We start from the raw sequence: 19,986 nt of genomic DNA on the forward strand, positions 1-19,986 counted from the left end.
TTATCAATCCTTTTTAGTAATCGACATATATTTGTAGGGATTATCAAGACTTTGTATTTCTAACAGCAAATCATTGTAGTCAACATCAATGAATTCACTGATTACTTCTTCTCCAAATCTATCTTTTGCTTGTTTAAGCAATAATAACTCTGAAAATAGTAGGTTGGCTGCTCTTACCTTTTCCCCTTTAACTCCACCGTTTATCGCGATTTTATATTCCGATATTCTTTTATTAATCTTTTCTCCCAATAAAGAAAGAACATGAAAATGCGGAATCGAAAAAGGGCATTTGCTACAATCTCGTTCAGAAAATATACATTCGCCATAGAGACATTGGTAATAGGCTTCTTTACTTGGGAGTTGTCCTAAGTGTATCAAGTTCAATTTCTTACTAATTTCATCAACACTCTGTTCATTCAAATAATCACCCAGCGCCCGGCTTTCATGTTTTATCAAGTTTATATAGCCTGAAAGGTTCTCAATCTTGTATATATCACCAAAAACTTCCTTAACTATTTCAATCGTTTGAATCTCTCTTGCATCTGAACTACCCGATTTATTTAACAAAACGGTGGCTAACAATTCATACGTATACCCAAAGTATCCAGTATCGAATAATTGCTCCGTCAATATATCAAGATGTTCTGTAGGAATTTCAACATAAATATTTGTAGTATCTATATCAGAATGATTACGTATAAACTTACTGATTTCTAATGGATTTCTACCCGTTTTCTCCTTCACGATATTAGTCATGAATGTAATAAGTGTTCTGTTCATTTTTAAAGAAGCAAACTTAAATTCCTTGTTGTGAAAGTTCACGAAAAAATTGTCGTGTGCCGAAGCAAGTAGTTCTTGTCTCGCATTTTTAAAATCTATTATGGAAGCATTGTCTGGACTAAATTCTCTTGTTCTTAATTCACAGAGTAAGATAGCATTTGCCAAAGGGTATACCAATTCCTCTGAACAAAAGAAATAACGCTTTTGTTGATTTTTCGAATGAATAAAAGGCATTTTAGTCCGCACTTGGTTAATAATTTTTTGGGCATCATCAATTGATAATGTACTTTCACTGTAATCTTTTAAGCTTCCAATACCTATCATCGATAAGTCAATTCTTGGGAAGGTACTAATATCCGAACTTCTCCAACCATTATTCATGTGTAGTAATATATATAGCCACGTTGAATCATACTTCTTGTGTATTCTTTCTCCTTTAAAATAATTGTTGATATCCTTTAGGGAACGCTTTATATGTAGATCCGTATTACATACATAATCTAAAAGATCAACAAATTCATTAGTTGTATATATTTCTTTAGTCGTTTTTAATTTTCTCTTTCCCCTTTTCTCTGCATAGGGGTTATTTAACAACTCCACGTTAATAATCTTTTGCGGTAGACTTTCATTTACTTTATTTATAAATGTAAATAGAAATTCTCGATAACCTAAAAACAACTTTTCACTGAACAATAGCAAGTTTAATTCCTTAGCCGAAAATGCAAATATTTCTTTTTCCTTAGTTACAGAAATGAGCAATTCAGTTAAAGACACGAATCTCTTAATATTCTTTTTAACTGTGGTCACACTGCCTGTAGAAGTATAAAGAAAGTTTTTCACATAAGCTTTCCAATACTTATCCGTAAGAACTGCTTTTTCCGAAAACCTAATTTCTAATTGTTTCAAAATAGTTTTATAAGCATTATAAGGATCTGAAAAATGCTTTTCGATTATATTATCTTTTAGCGAATTGATATTTTTAACTTCCAGTTTTTCTTGAGCAGATTTTATTCCGTATCCTAATACCTTTTTTTCAAACCTCTTTAGTTTCACTAGGGTAGGTACTTTTTTCTTCACCAAGTTTTCACTACTAATTCCCATGTCTTTAACCTCATAAAGCGTATAATAGGTTGCAGCGAAATACTGATATTGCTTGGATTGACTTTCTATTAAAATATTTATATCTTGTTTATTGTAAATACCAACAACTTTACCGGAAAGACAAAGAAAAGCTATTTTGTGCTCATCTAATATTTCCTTTAATTCTTTATCCGTAAAGTTTACCTGTAGCTTCTCTATAATTTCATCCCGCAAGCATCCAACACTATCTAAAGCTTCAGATTGAAAGGTGAGATGTTTTTCCTTTATATTTTCTTTTTCTCTTTTCTTCTTTTTCCTTTCTTCCCTCATTAATTCTTTTTCTTTGCTTACTCTTCTCTTTTCTTCTTCAATTTCTGGTTGTTTCGCTAAAAATTTATGGACCTTTTCCTTTGGATAAACAACTCGGAGATTTTTAAGTCTGTCGATTTTGGCAATAGAATCTATGTTTTCTCCCTTTATTTCTTTAAAATAATCCCTATAAGATGTTACACCTAGTGCTTCGATTTCTTTTGCCGTGTAAAAATTTCCCGTAAAATATTTAAAACGCTCTGCTTGTATTTGCAACAAATAATCAATGTCTTTAGGGTCATAATATTTACCCAAACTTTTGTCTTTTGCGATAATATCCCATTCTTCTAAAATCGTATTTGTAAACTGATACCTTACGCCTAATAGCTTTGAAATTTGAGTGATGTTAAGAAAATTCCCCCTTTTTTCTAATGTATCTATCAATTTTTGAGCAGCAGTTTTCTCGTAAACAAGTCGTTTAGAATAAAACTTATTAATTCTTATTAGTTCAGGCAATTCTTTCGAAGCTATTGTTGCTATGTGAAAAGAATCCATCCCCTCCTTTTCACACTCATCATAGGTAAGGTAGTTTTCAGCGAAGTAATTGTAGAGCTCTGTTTGTGTATTCTGTAAGAAGACAAAGTCCTTCTCCTCAAAGTATTGAATTCCACGAGAATCTGTTTTTATAGGCTTTAAACCGTATTCAAGAATGATGTTCTCTATCTTTCTCAAGTATGTTATATTCAATTTTTTAGCTATCAAATATCTGGGAATAAGTTCCACATCCATTATTTAAGATCACATCCTTCTCCACTTATTGGTATACTCATCATCAATTAAGGCTTCTCGCCTTTGAAATGCTTCTCTAATATTATTTACTGCTAAATTCATACTCTCTATCGCAGTTTTCTCATCGATATAGGCTAAAGATGAATTTATGCTGTTATCTCCTCTTGCGATTGCAACTTGCGTTGAATTTAGACCGATGTCCAATAGAAAGTTTGTAAATACGCCCCTTCCTATATGCGTAGACCAGTCATTTTGAGCAAGTAATAAATAGTCATCCGTATTTCCCTCATCACTTAATTGCTTCAAAAATTTCATTTTAACTTCCGTGAATTTAATATAATACTGCTTACCCGTCATTGGATTACCCGTTGTAGGCGAGATAAACAACGCCTGGTTGCTTTTGGCCTTGCCGTCTTTCTCTGACTGTTCGAGCCACGTTAGGTGCTCTCTATAGATCGAGTCCGTTAAATCGTTCGCCAACAATGCTTGATTTCGTGGATTCTTCACTTGTAGGTGTGATGTATTTTTAATATGAGAAAAAAGAATTTCTTGATTATCTCGAACTTCTAAAATTGTACTTTTACCCGTTTGTTTAATACTTTGCTTTGTTAAATTAATAACTTCTGACCTTCTTAGGCCACCAAAAAATTGATAGCAAATGCCAAGAGCAATTTCGGGTGCAATTAAACGAGCAGTGTTAATAAATTTTAATGTTAATGGATATCGATTACTTCCAAAGTCAACTAGTGCAGTTGGGACTCTTTCATCTCTTCCTACAATGACTGTTCCAAGTTCAATATCATCAAAGGGATTAGAAGCTACAGACAACACTCCACGTTTCCCCCGTACCTCTTTGTACGTCAGTTCAAAATCTCCTTCTATAATCTCTTGATCCCTTAACCATGCATAAAAGTATATAATGTACATCATTTGGTTTTTCACATAGTTTGCCGAGAGTTTTTTTATCCGAACCTGTAAAGAAAGGTGGGTAATGTATTTAGAGCCATGTATTAATTCTAATCCTGATAATCCTTTAGTTTTAAGCAATAGAAAATCATCATCGCCTTCTTCTATTTGTTCTTCTATATAATTTAAAAATCGTGTAATAGCATATGCTGCATTTCTTTGGGAGCTTAATGATTTCCCTTTTCTTCTATAATTACTTTTTATAAAATTGGTAAGAGGGGATGGATAGACATTCCCCGTGTCTTTACTCACAAACCCAATTCCAATTGTAGCTGTCTTAATGATCGTCTCTCCAATAATCTCTTCAATCTTGTATTCCCTTACAACAAATTTATTCAATTACTACCACCTCCTCAATTAAAACCATTATAATGTATTTTGGGTGAAATAAATATTTTTATCTATAGCCTAATCTATCGCCTTTATAGGTATTTCTTAATGTATACCCCTTTATTCACCCAATAAGCGTAATACAAGTTCAATCGCCGACGGTTTACCTCATTTATCAACGGCAAATGGAAATTGAAAACTTCAAGTCTGAGCCCTTTTTTGAAATCGAATCAACTTTCACTGCTGAAAAAGGAACTTATAAAGGAAAAGCGAAAGCAAAGGAAGCCAAAAAAGAACTGATTGTTGAGCTTCTAAGAAAACATAAACTTAGTCCCAAATCACCTGGGGTCGTAACATCCGTTAAAAATACCGAAAAACGGACGCCGCCTCCTCAGCTCCATTCGCTATCGACACTGCAAGCAACTGCGAACAGACTTTGGAAAACGAGTCCCGCGAATGTGCTAAAAATGATGCAAGGCCTCTATGAAAAGAAACTGGTCACATACCCACGGACAGATTCCCGACATATTACACCCAGTGAATTTTCGTATCTTGCCGGACAGGTAAATGATTATCAGCAACTAATCAATCATCCATTCCCTGTCGCATCACTTGCTCCAAAAAAGCGCTATGTCGACAGTTCAAAAGTGCAGGAACATTACGCCATCATCCCAACAAAGAAAATCCCGTCACAAGCGGTACTTGCTGGTTTGTCGAATATCGAGCGCAATTTGTATGAGGAAGTTCTCCGTACAACACTCGCCATGTTCCATACGGATTATTTGTACACCGAAACAAAAGTGACGACCGACGTAAATGAATTACCCTTCTTCACAACCGGCAAAACGGAACGCGACAAAGGATGGAAAGCATTGTTCGTCCGTTCGGCAAAGGACAACGACAAGGACGAGCCAACACTACCGCCACTCATGAAAGACGAAGCGGTCGAAAGTGATATTGGCATTAAAGAAGGCAAAACCATGCCGCCAAAACCGTATACAGAAGGCCAACTCATCGCAATGATGAAAACATGCGGGAAGCTCGTCGAAGATAAAGATGAAACGGACATTTTAAAAGAAATAGAAGGGCTCGGTACAGAAGCTACGCGGAGTGGAATCATCGAAACAATCAAACGGCATGGCTATATCGATGTGACTAAAAACATCGTCTCCATTACGGATAAAGGACGAATCCTTTGCCAAGCCCTCGAAGGCAACCTACTTGCAAGCCCGTCGATGACCGCTAAATGGGAAACCTATTTGCGTAAAATCGGTAACGGCGAAGGAACACAAGAACGTTTTCTCGGAAGCATCGCTAAATTCATCAATAGCTTACTCGAAGAAGTGCCAGCCCAGCTAAAAACAAAGAATATCGATATGAAAATGGTCGCCACAACTTCTAGCGAACCAGTCCAAAATGGGATTACCCCGTGCCCAACTTGTAATAACGGCGTCATCATTGCACATAAAACCTTTTACGGCTGCAGTGGCTACAGAAGTGGTTGCAAACAGACTTTCCCAGGTGTCTTTTTAAAGAAGAAACTCACACCTCGTCAAATCAAACTGCTGTGTACAAAAGGAAAAACGAATATGATCAAAAACTTCACCGCCAATACTGGTAATCAATTTGACGCACAACTTATATTAGTTGACGGCAAATTAAACCTAGAGTTTGCAACGGAGAATAAAGGATAGTGAACAAACCACTGTAAAGTAACAAATAAAACATCAAAAAGAGCTGTAAACCGCTATGGTTTAAGGCTCTTTTTATTAAGCAAAAACGATACTCTATCACTACATTAGTTCGTGTTGATTCGTAATTCTGATTCTTCATCAAAAAAGTGTGCCTTCTCAAGGTTAAATGCAAAGTCGATTGTTTCTCCAGCCACAACATTGCAACTCGAATCGACACGCGCAACAAAGTCTTGGTTGTTTACTTTAGAATAAAGAACAATTTCCGCCCCCATTAATTCGGAAACTTCAATCGATGCCCTGATTTTTGTATCAGGAGAATCATTGACTACTGGACCTTCCAGAACATCTTCCGGACGGATTCCAAGAACAATAGTTTTACCCGCATAACCTTGTTCACGAAGCGATTTCATCTTACCCTCGGGAACACGAACTCTTGTAGCTTCCATAACAAAATAATCCTCTTCCAATTTACCATTCAAAAAGTTCATTGCGGGAGAACCGATAAATCCACCTACAAAAATATTATTTGGTTTATCGTAAACTTCTTTCGGCGCCCCTACTTGCTGGATAAGTCCATCTTTCATTACAACGAGGCGTGTCGCCATTGTCATTGCTTCTGTTTGGTCATGTGTTACATAAATTGTGGTTGTTTGCAGGCGACTATGTAGTTTTTGAATCTCCGCCCGCATTTGTACACGTAATTTCGCATCTAAGTTGGATAGTGGTTCATCCATTAAGAATACTTCGGCATCTCGAACAATCGCACGTCCTAAAGCAACACGCTGACGTTGACCGCCTGAAAGCGCCTTCGGTTTACGACTTAAGAGGTCTTCAAGCCCTAAAATTTTAGTTGCATTGTCAACACGTTTCTTTATTTCATCTTTTTTAAATTTACGTAGTTTCAAACCAAATGCCATATTATTATAAACATTCATATGTGGATAGAGTGCATAGTTTTGGAAAACCATTGCGATATCACGGTCTTTAGGAGGCACATCATTCACTCTTTTATCTCCAATGAAAAGATCACCCTCAGTTATTTCTTCTAAACCTGCAATCATTCTGAGTGTCGTTGTTTTCCCACAACCTGATGGCCCAACTAATACTAAAAACTCTTTATCTCTAATTTCTAAATTGAAATCTTGTACAGAAACAACGTTTTTATCATAGATCTTTTTAATATTCACTAATTTCAGATCCGCCATTCTATTCCCTCCAAGGTATGTAAGTGCTTTCATTACTTATTAATAGTATACAAAATCAGCATTAGTTAAGTAATGGGCAGTGTGCACAAAATTCTGAACAATATTGGTGCATGTTTACCAAAAACGAATCTAACAATAAATCAAAATTATTTTCTTGCGATTAATGCTAGATAAACCGCCATTGCATGATGAAATTGACGGACATCTATTCCTGTTTTCTCCAAAAAACGATCCAACCGATATTGAAGACTGTTTCGGTGCATATACAAGACTTTTGAAGTTTCCGATATATTTAAATTACATTGAACAAATGCTTCGATCATCTTCAGCGTTTCTTCATCGTTTATATAATCTTGTAACACTGTCTTGCTAATATCGAGGCGTGCTTCTAATTCTGTTTGATCTATAAGTAAATAAGGCACAGCATCAATGTATGTAACTACCGTCTTATTCGAATAGGAAAATATTGTTTTAGCAGCTTTAGTTAATGACTGGTAATGTTGATTTATATCCTTTAATTCTTCCTTGAAAGATCCAACAAAGAACTTGATTTTCACATATAAATCACTCATAAGTACATCGATAATTTGTTCATATGAAATACACTCTTCATACATCATCTGTTCTTCTATAATGATCCCTTCATGTCCATTCTCCCATAGAATAGACACCTGTTTTGCAAAAAGCTCATTGATTGCGTCTTTAAATAAAATAGGGCTAATTTGATTTTCTTTGAATGAAAAATAAATGAGGCGGTAAGGGTTTTCTAATTTAAATTCAGAGGTAGGACTTAATTCAGCCATCTGGATTACTTTTCTCCACTTTTGTTCTTCAACTGTAAGAACAGGTAAATCAGTCGTATACGGATTTAAAAAGGTGACTAATAATGCAACGTCTTTGCAGGTTAATTCTTCTTCACGAATACCAATAATCTTATTATCATCCGTCACAAACCATTTATATGCACGATCAAGATGATCACATCCTTCTTTATATACAAGGAGTGAAGGATAGATTTTACGCAATTGATTGATCATAGAAACACCTCATTTTGGGGAGTTCTTCAGTTAAAGCAGTTTTTCCTGATATAACAGGGGAATAAAAGATGAAACTCTATATCCCCTGTTTCTATATAGGAAAACCGCTATAGCAGATGCTTGTTAAACACTTAAAATCTACACAATCACACCAATTGTTCTTTGGCTTTTATACTATCACTAATTTCTTTAGTAGAGTAAACAGACAGCTTTGTTTTCAGTGTAAAAGCTTCAAACTTACAACGATACTTCTCTAGTTGGCTCTGTCCACATGAATTTGAACCTAAACCGTTCTGTTTATAGTCCAAATGCAAGACAATATAATCTCTTTTTTGTAAATCAATCGTATGTTTAGCTGCTTCCAAATCAGTAGTTTCATAATAAGTAGCTCCAAAATCAAATGTAGAATTATTGGCCACAGCCATTATTCCTACACCATACCGATTAACTAAACGCGCCCAATGAGTGTCCGTGCGATTCCCATTTTCTTGCGGATGAACATAGTTTGTAAACATTTCTTCAACAGTCTTTTCATAAACACCTGTTAAGTTTGCTTGTTTGGAATCACTATAGGATTCGCCTGGCCCTGTTCCATACCAACGAGCATTCTCACAGTTTTTATTTATTCGCATTTCCACACCAATTCTCGGAATCATTTTCGGAGCATTTTCAATCATTCCATCTGGCGTGCCAGTCACTTCAAATAGAATATCTCCATTTGGATAAATGCGATACTCATAGCTACAACGGTAATACCAAGCGGAATTCGTTGTTCCATTAACCGTTTTCACTGTTATTGTTACATAGTCCTCTGTTTGCTCATAGTCCACTGAGTCAACCATTTCATGCCATAGATGCATAAAGTATTTTTCTTTATAGTCTTTTAATAAATACATATCATTATCGATAGGTGCTCTCCAGAACTGTAGCTTAGGCCCTTGTTCAACGACCTCAACGCCGTTTTTCTTCCACGATGTCATTTGCCCTTTTACCGTATCAAATGTAATCTCCGTCTCTTCACCACTAATTACTAGTTTGGTATGTGATTTTTCGACTTGTAATGTTCCTGTTGGTGAAATGATCAGTGCTTCTGTCTCAATCGGCAACTTAAACTGTGCAGTTGCTAATTGTTGACCCTGTTTTCCCCAGTTAAAATCACGGTTTGTTACGTACGATATCGTTAAATAGTAATCAGTTCCTAACTCTTTAGGAAAAGTTAAATCATAATCTAACAGAACTTCTTTTGTTGTCCGTGCAGATATCCCTGTTAGCGCAGCGGTTCCCGTTTGCACTATTTTACCGTCTTTTTCAATCGAATAATGTAAAGTTAAGTCATCTAAGTTGATGAAATCATATTTATTCTCCACTTGAATCTTACCTTGCGCTAAATCAACAGCATGTGTATGAACTGGTTCAATAATTTTCTTATACTCGATTAACGCTGGAGAAGGAGTCCTGTCCGGCATTAGCAATCCATCAATACAGAAGTTCCCATTGGTAGGATCGTCTCCGTAATCGCCGCCATAACGATAATAGACATTGCCATTTTCGTCAGTCGTTTCGATTCCATGATCATACCATTCCCAAATGAATCCGCCTTGTAACTGTTCATGCTTATAAATAAGCTCCTGATATTCTTTCAAACCACCAGGACCATTCCCCATCGCATGACCATATTCACAATGAATATGCGGCTTCTCTGTCTTATCAATAATGTCTTGCATTGAAATTCTGCCTTCAGGTTGATTCTCTAACCATGTATACATCGTGGAATATACATCTGTTACTTCTGTTTTAGAATCACCCTCATAATGAACGAGACGACTCGAATCTAGTTCATTACAAACTTCAGCCATCTTTCTAAAGTTGTGGCCAAAGCCTGATTCATTTCCTAATGACCACATAATAATCGACGGATGGTTTTTATCTCTTTCGACCATGCGCACAAGACGGTCCACATGCACTTTCTCCCATGCTGGATCATCGGCAACCCAATTGTAATTATTCGTTAGTTCAAACCCATGACACTCAATATCCGCTTCATCGATTACATACATACCGTATAGATCGCAAAGCTCATACAAATAAGGAGAGTTTGGGTAATGCGCTGTACGGATTGCGTTAATATTATGCTGTTTCATTAAATGAATGTCTTTCCTGATAGCTTCTTTTGAAACAACTCGCCCTGTAGCAGGATGGTAATCGTGACGGTTAACCCCTTTGAATTTTATCGCAACACCATTTACTGTAAACGCTTTCCCTTGCGGTTCGATATGACGGAACCCGACAACTTGCGGAATGACTTCAATAATTTCCTCACCTTGTTTAACCGTTAATAACAATGTATACAGATTTGGACGTTCTGCACTCCAAAGCTTTGGCTGGTCAATTTTTTCCGCGAATGAAAACTGGTCTATCATTTTCTGTTCTCCAGAAATGACTGTTTCAAGCCTGTCATCTAGCAATTCATAAGACAGGGTAAGACCTTCTCTACCGCCACGTACTTTCCCGGCAACGGTTAGTTCACCTGTCATATATGAATCTTTTAAAATCGTATCCACTTTAAAATCATCAATACCTGCTTTTGGTTGCGTGTATAACTCGACATCTCTAAAAATACCACTAAGCCACCACATATCCTGATCTTCTAGGTAGGTTCCATCTGACCATTGATAAACACGCACAGTTACTTCATTTTCTCCCGGTGTAACGTATGAACTAATATCAAACTCAGTTGTCATTCGCGCGCCTTTACTGTACCCAACTTCGCGTCCATTAATCCACAGATGAAAAGCAGAATCCACTCCTTGAAAACGCAGAATTACATCTTCATCTAACCAATTCTCACCAATTGTAAATGTGCGCTTATAGATGGCTGTTGGATTATCCGTAGGTACATATGGCGGCCTAATCGGGAAGTTATACCAAAGATCCGAATAGTGCATATTGCCATAGCCTTCGATTTGCCAGTTACTCGGAACAGTAATCGTGTCCCAATCGCCCACATCAAAATTAGCTTGTTCAAAATTCAGCGGTGAATATTCCGGCGCTTCCATGAATAAAAATTTCCAGCTCCCATTTAAACTCTTTAAATTATGCGTATAGATGGGCTCATTGTAAAGTGCAGATTGTTTATTCGGATAGGAGTAAAAAGATGCTCTTGCATTCATCCTATTGATATCTGTAATTGAAATATCTTCCCAAACTTTACATTCTCTCATGATGACTCTCCTCTATTTAGATGATAAATTACAATTATCCTTTAACAGATCCCCCCAAGATTCCTGCAATAAAGTTCTTTTGGAATATCAAAAAGAAGATTAGAATTGGGATAACAGAAAGCGTGGTTCCTAGCATTACTTGACCATAATCAATTCGTGCCATACCAATTAAGCTCGATAAAGCAACCGGCAGTGTAAACATATCCTTTGAATTTAATGTGATGAGTGGCCAGAGCAAATTATTCCACTGAGACATAAATAGAAAAATAGATACTGCTGCCAATGCGGGTTTCATTGTTGGCATAATGATTGAAAAGAATATTTTAAACTCTCCAGCTCCATCAATGCGAGCGGCCTCAAGCATTGAATCCGGTATGGTTATCATGTTTTGCCTCATTAAAAAAATTGCGAATGGAGAGGCAATCGATGGTAAAATAATCGCTTGGTACGTATTAAGCCAATCTAAAGTGACCATAATTTCAAATAACGGAATAAGTGTCACTTGAAATGGAATCATTAACGTACAAAGAATTAAGAAAAACAAAAACTTTTTTCCTTTAAACTGAAACTTAGCGAAAGCATAGCCTGCCATTGTACATAATAATACACTAATAACTGTATATATAATCGCTATAAATAAAGAGTTCCACATAACCCTTGCAAAATCGAGTGACTCATTTAATGTTTTAGCATTCTCAAGCAAGTGGTTACCTGGTATTAATTTCGGTGGCACGCTAAATATTTTCCCAGATGGAAGCGTTGAACCTACAACCATCCAGTAAAAAGGGAACAACGATATGACTACTCCTATCAATAATAAGACATACATATTAATTTTTCTTGTTGTATTTTCCTTATTCTTCAATCGGAATCACCTACTAACTTCATTTGTATCCAGGAAATTACCGCAATAATAACTACCAACACATAAGCTATGGCAGAGGCATAGCCAAAGTCAAAATATTTAAAACCCGTTTCATACAAATAAAGGGTAATTGTCATTGTCACGTTATTAGGTCCTCCACCTGTAAGTATGTACACCTCATCAAATAATTGGAGTGTTCCAATTGTAGACATGACAACCGTAAAGATAAATACCGGTTTTAATTGAGGCAATGTTATATAGAAGAACTGCTTAATGGGTCCTGCGCCGTCAATATCCGAAGCTTCATAAAGATCCGGTGAAATCGTTTGCAAACCGGCTAAAAAAATAACCATATTATATCCTGTCCATCTCCATGTCATAACAGTAATGATCGATACTTTCGACCAAAACGGATGACTTAACCAACTTATTGGCTCAACCCCAATTAATGATAGAGCGTAATTGGCCAATCCATAGTTTTCATCTAACATAATCATAAACACTAAGGAGGCAGCTACAAGCGCCGTAATTGCTGGTAAGAAATAGACCGTTCTAAAAAATCCTTTATACCGTAATGATGCAGAGTTCAGTGCTACCGCTATAACGATTGCTATGCTAAGCATAATCGGTACTTGAACGATTAAGAGTTGGAATGTATTACTGAGTGACTTATATAAAACGGGATCTTTAAACAGCCTTACATAGTTCGCCATCCCAATAAAATACTTGTCACTGCCTTTCATACTCTGAAAGCTTAAAATAAATGAAGATATAACGGGATACAATGTAAAGATTACAAGTAGTAGCATTGAGGGTGCTAGAAAGTAGTAAGGTGCTGTTTTGGGCGTAATGTATACCCTTTTCGTCTTTTTACCTTTGGATTTTACTGTACTGCTAGCGTCGTTTGGATTTGTTTTCATTTCTCCCATCCTATATTCACCTCTATTTAGCTGAAAATAGGAAGAAGAAATGGTTGATTTCTTCTTCCATAATCACTCATTGTTATTCTCTAATTTCATTCACTAATTGTTTTTCAGCTTTTTCTAGTGCTTCCTGTACTGGAGTTCCCTCGAGTAAAACCGATGCTTGTGCATTCGCCATTATTTGAGATGCTTGTGCGTTATACTTATTCATATTTACTTTCGGAACTTCGGAAACGATATCAGCAAAGTTTTTAAAGATTGGCTTATTGTTGAAATACGCACTGTTACCCGTAAGAATCGGTGAATCATATGTGCTTTTCAATGAAGGAAATAAACCATACTTTTCAAAGCCTAGCAATTGCGTATCTACATCTGTAGTGAAGAATTCCGTAAATGCATAGGCAGCATTTTTATTCTTTGAATAAGCTGAAACAAGGATTGCAGATCCTCCTACGTTGCCATATCTTGTTCCACCTTCACTAAACTGAGGTAGATAGAACATATCCCATTTCCCTTTAAGGTCAGGTGCTTGGTCCATTATTGTTCCTGTGTACCATGCTCCATAAGGAACAGTAGCAACTTCACCATTAACCGTTGCAGTTACAATACCATCCCAACCACTATTATTAAGAACTAAATCATTGTCATAAAGCTTTTTAACCATTTCCATCGATCTTACAGCTTCTTCAGATGTTAAATCAATCTCATCGTTTTCATTAAAATAGGATGTTCCTTGCTGTTGCATCATCTGGCTAAACACACCATCATATTTTGCAATATCAATTGGAAGCATTTTGATACCTAACTTATCTTTAATCTGAATTCCTGCCTTCACATAATCATCCCATGTGACGATATCTTCAGCATTTACTCCTGCTTCTTCAAATAAATCAACACGGTAGAAAACGCCTGTTGGTCCAATATCCCATGGTGCTGCGACAATAGAATCTTCATGCATGACATTTTCCAACTTCGCTTCACTAAATAGGGCCTTATGTTTGTCATAGCCCATCTCGGATAAGTTTAGAAAACCCTCTGGGAACTGATTAACATACCCTGGAATTCTTTCATCTTCCATCAAGATGACATCAGGCATTCCAGAACCTTTAGAAACAAGCCCAACTGTTAACTTTTCGTATAAATCCCCACTATTAAAATCTTCAACTTCGACTTCTACGTCGGGATATTCTTCTTTAAATTTATCGACTGATAACTTTAATGTTTCTGCTGCAACGTCCCAACCCCAAACAGTGATCTTTCCTGCGACTTCACCCGGGTCTTCTATTCCTTTTCCCGTTTCACCTTTCTCTGCATCATTGGAACAACCGGATACAATTACTATGAGCACCAGTAAAGACAATAGCCACTTTCTCATACATTATCCCCCCTATGAATACATATTCTGTTTCGATTGGTTGACAACTTTATAACAGCTCACGACTTGAGTTCTTAGACTTTCACACTCTGCTTTTCTAATTTCCTTAAGTACATTCTCCATGTAATTGACCATTTTTCCGGATTTTCAAACCAGTCTTCATCAACAACTTGATGAATTGTACTGTTATAAGGTGCATTTTTCACCATTTCAGGATTTGAATAAGCTTCGTTAGCGATATACGTTAATGAAGCTACATATTCATCCAAATCCTCTTTCGAGTAGGACTCGGTTGGTTCAAGTGTAAATGGCTCTGGTACTACATATGGATGATGGCTGGTCCAATATTGATGACCAAAATCCGCCATTCTACGTGAGATATCATCCGTTGTAACACCCGTTTCCTTTGTTAACTGTTCCCAGCTATAACGAACCTGTTCTAAGCGTTCACCTTTAATATAAGGGGCACTTGCTCCTTTTATCTTCAAAATTTGATTGTATAAGTAGTTATTATTAAGAACTGCAATTTCCGCTACATCTCGTAGCCCTTCAGCGCCTAATCCACGAATCCATGCATACGCTCTTAGTATATTTTGTGGTACTCCATGGAATGAGCGAACATTACCAATACTATTTGCTAAATCATAGTTTAAACTATATTTTGCGCCATCAAATTCCACTAATGGGGTCGGTAGGAACGGTTTCAACTTTTCTGTCACACCTAGTGCACCGGCAGCTGGACCTCCAGATGCATGCGGAGTTGAAAATGTTTTATGAAGATTGAAGAAGCACATGTCAAACCCAGCCTCTTTCGCTCTTGTGATTCCCAATAATCCATTTGCATTGGCCTGGTCATAGTAACAAATACCGCCTGCATCATGGACAATTTTAGTGAACTCTTTTATTTTAGAGTTAAAAATACCCGTATCTTCAGGGTTAGCTACAACAAATCCAGCTGTTCTTTCCGAGACAACTTCTTTTAATTTGTCAATATCTGGATATCCATTTTCATCTGGATATAAAGTAATGATTTTATACCCTTTTACTGCCGCTGTTGATGCTTGTGATGGATGCGAGAATATCGTCGTAATAATTTCATCCCTCTGATTACCCTCACCATTTGTATCATGGTACTCCCTTACAATCGATGCCATAGCGAAGAGTGCTTGTGTTCCTGACCCTGGTTGAAATGAAAAGTTATCCATTCCAGATATTTCTCTCATGTAAAGGTCGAGATTATGCGTTACTTCTAACATTCCTTGCACAGTCTCTTCATCTTGTGATGGATGTAAGGCAGTCATTTTAGGTGAAGATGCAAATGCTTCATTAATAACTGGTGAATATTTCATCGTACATGTCCCTTGCCCAATTTCAACGTTGAGCCCTGCACCTAATGTTTCCTGGGAAAGTCGTAAATAATGGCGGAGCACCCTGTTTTGTGAGATCTCCGGTAAGTTCGGCTCTTCTGTTCGCCTCATTCCTACTGGAAGAATTGATACACCATCTCCAACTGAGTCAATGACTTCTTGCTCTACAGAAGGAGGTCTTACGCCTCTTTCACCTTCCTTATGAAGTTCGAAGATAATAGGTTCATCCCATTTTGCTTGATGGAAATCGCGTACTTTATGCTCTCTTTTAATTTTTTTCAAAATTACCCCTCATTTCTTTTTATTCTAGTTTACTTGCAACTACGAATTGAGCTGACAAGCGTATCAATTTCTTCTTTTGTATGAACTTCTGTTACACAGTACAGCGCGCACTCTCCCAATTCCGGGAAGTTTTTCGACAAATCAATTCCGCCGAAAATACCTTTTGCCCGAAGCTGTTTATTGATTTCTTCTACCGTTTTACCTGTTTCATTAAAATCAACAACAAATTCTTTAAAGTTTACGTTTCCAAAGCGTGAAGCTGTAATTCCTTCAACCTTCCCTAACTCTTTTATTGCATATTGTGATCGCTGCATGATTGTTTGGCCTAACTCGTACATTCCTTTAGGACCCATCAACGCTAAGTAAACACCGGCCGTAAGCCCCCACATGGATGTTTGGGTACCCACCGATTCTTTCCCGTTTTCCCTTTGTGCAAATGATGTGCGGTCATATAACACATCGCCAAAACCGTATTCCCCTTCTTTAACTGTTGGCGCGAGACCAAATAGTCTAGAAGGATACTCCTGCACGTATTCAACCTTATCTTTCGTTGCGATAAAACCAGACAACCCGCCGCCGTAACTCATATGCACGCCTAAAGGTTGTAATTCCCCGCAAACAATATCAGCTCCATAACGAACCGGGGGCTCAAGAACCCCTAATGAAGATGGGTCAACACCGACAATTGTAATTGCTTCATGTTCCCTAGCAATCTCACTAATTTGCTCTCCAGCAGTTTCTATAAAGCCAAGATAACTAGGGTTTTCAAAGTAAATTGCCGCTGTATTTGATGATATTTTATTCTTTAAATCTTCCAGATCTAATTGCCCTGTCTTTTCACAATAATCGACCATGATGCAAGTTATATGTGGAGAACAATAGTTTTTAATTACCTTTAATCGTTCTGGTGATATCGCTTTTGGAATTAATACTTCGTAGCGATCTTTTATACGAGAGGCCATTCGAATCGCTGTAGCTGCCGCTTGTGCCCAGTCAAATGTAGGAACGTTCACAACATCCATATCGACTAATTCAGCCATTAAACTTTGATATTCAAACATTGCTTGATATCTGCCGTGATCTTCATAGGCATCACCAGCATATGCAGTTACAAACTCTGCCCGTTGATTGATTTCATCGCAAACCGCTGGAATGAAATGCTCCCAACAGCCACCGCCCAAAAAGCTAATGACTTCATCTGTACTAACATTCTTATTAATCGTTTTGCCTACATTCTTACGAAGTTCAAACTCATCTAAAACTTCAGGGATATTCAGCTTCCCTTTATATTGAAGGTCCTCTGGGATTCCTTTAAAGAGTTCACCGATTGTATCGACACCGATTATGCGAAGCATTTCTTCCTTTACTTCTGGCACTGTATTTGGAATATAAGGGTGTGCACGACCTATACTTTTATTTACCATTTTACTCTCTCCTTTATTTAAGAAAATTCTGGTATTCTCCTGCATGTTCATCTACTAAGCTAACCCGCCACCATCAACAACAAGGCTTGTTCCTGTTACCCACGAAGATAAATCACTGGCCAGGAATAACACACCTTTCGCAATATCTTCTGGCGTTCCGATTCGTCGAAGTGGACGATCGACACCTGACGACTTTAAAAATTGCTCCGTATCTAGTTTTAATTGTTCAGCTTCTCCTCTTAAAAGGGGTGTATCAGTATCGCCAGGGGAAATACAGTTTACGCGAATATTATCTTTCCCATGATCAATTGCCATTGCTTTCGTTACGTTTACTACGCCAGCTTTGGCAGCGCAATAAGACGCGGCATTATCTCCACCTTTTAAACCCCAACCAGATCCTGTATTGATAATGCTTCCACCACCATTTTTCACCATAACCGGAATCGCATATTTAGATAATAAGAAGACACTCTTTAGAGAAACATTTATAACTAAATCCCATTCTTCTTCACTATGTTCAACGATGTTTTTTCTACGAATAACGCCCGCATTATTAAAGAGAACATCAATTCTTTTGAAATCGCTTTCAATTTTTTGAATAACCGCTTTACATGCTTCATGCGATGTTACATCGCATGTGAAGAATGTTGCTTTACCACCTTGTTCGTTAATCTCATTCGTCTTTTCATTGCCCGCTTCCGTATTAATATCCAGTAAAACTACATGGCAACCGGCTTTTGAGAGTAACTGAGAAGTTGCGAATCCAATTCCTGATGCCGCCCCCGTCACAACTGCAACTTTATCTTTCAGTCCTACTAATTTTTCATAATTCATTTACTTACTTCCCTTCTTTACTTGTAATTACTTTACTCCTAATTTCTCGTTCTAAATAAGCATTTTGTGATTCAAATTCCTATAGGTTTTCTAGTTAATTAATTAAATTAATTAACTAGAATCGAATTAACACGCAATTTAATTAGTGTCAATTCGATATTATTAGAATTCACTAAATAAAGGGAAAAACACTTATACAACTGATCCTGGTTTTTCCAACAATTTAGATATATTTTTCTTATACTTCTCAACCCCCGGCTGGTCAAAAGGATTTACATCGAGTAAGTATGCACTCATCGTACAAGAAAGCTCAAAGAAGTAAATTAGATAGCCTATATGGTAAGCATCATGCTTGCCCACCGTAAGATGAATGAGGGGTACACCGCCATCATCATGCGCTTGCATTGTTGCACGCAAGGTTACTTCATTAATTTCATTCATTGTTTTATCGGAAAGGTAATTCAGTCCGTCTAAATTATCAGTTGAAAAGGGTATCGCACAATCATCCTCCGTCTTTTCAAATTGTACAAACGTTTCGAACAGCATTCGTTGTCCCTCTTGCACATATTGTCCAAGGGAGTGTAAATCAGTTGGATATGCGACAGCTGCTGGGAAGATCCCCTTCCCATCCTTGCCTTCACTTTCACCGAAGAGCTGCTTCCACCATTCATGAAAAGTTGCAAAACGCGGAGAGAAACTAGCCAAAATCTCTATGTTGTAACCTTCAACTAAAAGAAAATTTCGTAATGCTGCATACTCATATGCCTGATTCGAACCGATATCCGCTGTCGAATACGCACGCATAGCATCTTTCGCTCCTGCAAGTAACTCCTTAATATCGATTCCTGCAACTGCAAGTGGAAGGAGTCCCACTGGTGTAAGGACAGAATACCGACCACCAATAGTATCCGGTACAATGAACGATGTAAATCCTAAGTGTATCGCCATTTCCCTCAAGGCACCCTCCGATTTGTCGGTAATTGCAACAATTCTTTCAGTTACCGAAGACCCGTAACGACATTGCATGTATTCAAGCAATATCCGAAAAGCGATTGCAGGTTCTGTTGTTGTTCCAGATTTTGAAATGACAATTACGGCAACTTCTTTTCCATCGATATAATTCAATAGTTGTTTTATATACGTTCCACTTAAATTCTGGCCGGCATAGATAACTTCGGGATCTTCTGATTTCCTTTCAAAATACGGCGAAAGTGCGTCTTGTACTGCTTTTGCACCTAAATAAGAACCTCCGACGCCAATAACAACAACCAACTCTGCCGCTTTCCGTAACTTCCCAGCTACTGCTAAGATACTTTCTAGTTCACCCGCTGAAATCTCATTCGGGAGATTTCGCCATCCCAAAAAAGCAGCGCCTTTAGACGTCCCCTTATCCATTTCGCTGTGAATCGTTTTCACTTGTTCCACAAAAAGGTTCTCAAGCTCATTTGTCATTATAAGTGACTGATTTAGTGTTATAGGTAGTACCATTTCTCCATTCCTCATTC

13 protein-coding genes are annotated in these 19,986 nt (G+C 37.3%); 1 reads left to right on the plus strand and 12 read right to left on the minus strand.

Features of this window, described 5'->3' with window-relative positions; genetic code table 11:
- Positions 1-3 precede the first annotated feature (3 nt).
- Positions 4-2,958, minus strand: coding sequence for a hypothetical protein (locus tag H4683_RS16620; RefSeq protein ID WP_192599957.1), 2,955 nt, complete (start codon positions 2,956-2,958; stop codon positions 4-6).
- A gap of 9 nt (positions 2,959-2,967) precedes the next feature.
- Complete coding sequence (locus tag H4683_RS16625) at positions 2,968-4,263, minus strand: hypothetical protein (RefSeq protein ID WP_192599958.1); 1,296 nt, start codon at positions 4,261-4,263, stop codon at positions 2,968-2,970.
- Positions 4,264-4,394: 131 nt separating this feature from the next.
- Between H4683_RS16625 and H4683_RS16630 the strand changes: the two genes are divergently transcribed.
- The gene (locus H4683_RS16630; RefSeq protein ID WP_338062487.1) at positions 4,395-5,948 is read left to right on the plus strand and encodes a type IA DNA topoisomerase; all 1,554 of its coding nucleotides are present in this window, start codon (positions 4,395-4,397) and stop codon (positions 5,946-5,948) included.
- A 104-nt stretch (positions 5,949-6,052) separates the two neighbouring features.
- On the opposite strand, the gene H4683_RS16635 is transcribed toward H4683_RS16630, so the two are convergent.
- From H4683_RS16635 to H4683_RS16680, 10 genes are all read right to left on the minus strand, one after another.
- A complete protein-coding gene (locus tag H4683_RS16635; RefSeq protein WP_192599960.1) occupies positions 6,053-7,153 on the minus strand; it encodes an ABC transporter ATP-binding protein in 1,101 nt (366 codons plus the stop codon).
- A gap of 146 nt (positions 7,154-7,299) precedes the next feature.
- A complete protein-coding gene (locus H4683_RS16640) occupies positions 7,300-8,190 on the minus strand; it encodes a PucR family transcriptional regulator (RefSeq protein WP_192599961.1) in 891 nt (296 codons plus the stop codon).
- Between the two features lie 146 nt (positions 8,191-8,336).
- Entirely contained in the window at positions 8,337-11,411 is a 3,075-nt protein-coding gene (gene ebgA, locus H4683_RS16645; RefSeq protein WP_192599962.1) for a beta-galactosidase subunit alpha, read from the minus strand.
- Positions 11,412-11,445: 34 nt separating this feature from the next.
- The gene (locus H4683_RS16650; protein ID WP_225942160.1) at positions 11,446-12,276 is read right to left on the minus strand and encodes a carbohydrate ABC transporter permease; all 831 of its coding nucleotides are present in this window, start codon (positions 12,274-12,276) and stop codon (positions 11,446-11,448) included.
- Entirely contained in the window at positions 12,273-13,205 is a 933-nt protein-coding gene (locus H4683_RS16655) for a carbohydrate ABC transporter permease (RefSeq protein ID WP_338062486.1), read from the minus strand. Before H4683_RS16655 ends, H4683_RS16650 begins: the two co-directional genes overlap by 4 nt.
- 73 nt (positions 13,206-13,278) lie before the next feature.
- A complete protein-coding gene (locus H4683_RS16660) occupies positions 13,279-14,574 on the minus strand; it encodes an ABC transporter substrate-binding protein (RefSeq protein ID WP_192599963.1) in 1,296 nt (431 codons plus the stop codon).
- A 74-nt stretch (positions 14,575-14,648) separates the two neighbouring features.
- On the minus strand, positions 14,649-16,223 hold the full coding sequence (gcvPB, locus tag H4683_RS16665; protein WP_192599964.1) for an aminomethyl-transferring glycine dehydrogenase subunit GcvPB: 1,575 nt from the start codon (positions 16,221-16,223) through the stop codon (positions 14,649-14,651).
- 29 nt (positions 16,224-16,252) lie between these two features.
- Entirely contained in the window at positions 16,253-17,647 is a 1,395-nt protein-coding gene (gcvPA, locus tag H4683_RS16670; RefSeq protein ID WP_192599965.1) for an aminomethyl-transferring glycine dehydrogenase subunit GcvPA, read from the minus strand.
- 54 nt (positions 17,648-17,701) lie between these two features.
- A complete protein-coding gene (locus H4683_RS16675) occupies positions 17,702-18,481 on the minus strand; it encodes an SDR family NAD(P)-dependent oxidoreductase (RefSeq protein WP_192599966.1) in 780 nt (259 codons plus the stop codon).
- Between the two features lie 192 nt (positions 18,482-18,673).
- Entirely contained in the window at positions 18,674-19,969 is a 1,296-nt protein-coding gene (locus tag H4683_RS16680) for a glucose-6-phosphate isomerase (protein ID WP_192599967.1), read from the minus strand.
- Positions 19,970-19,986 lie beyond the last annotated feature (17 nt).

Source organism: Sporosarcina limicola (genome assembly GCF_014873855.1).
Classification (GTDB): Bacteria; Bacillota; Bacilli; order Bacillales_A; family Planococcaceae; genus Sporosarcina; species Sporosarcina limicola.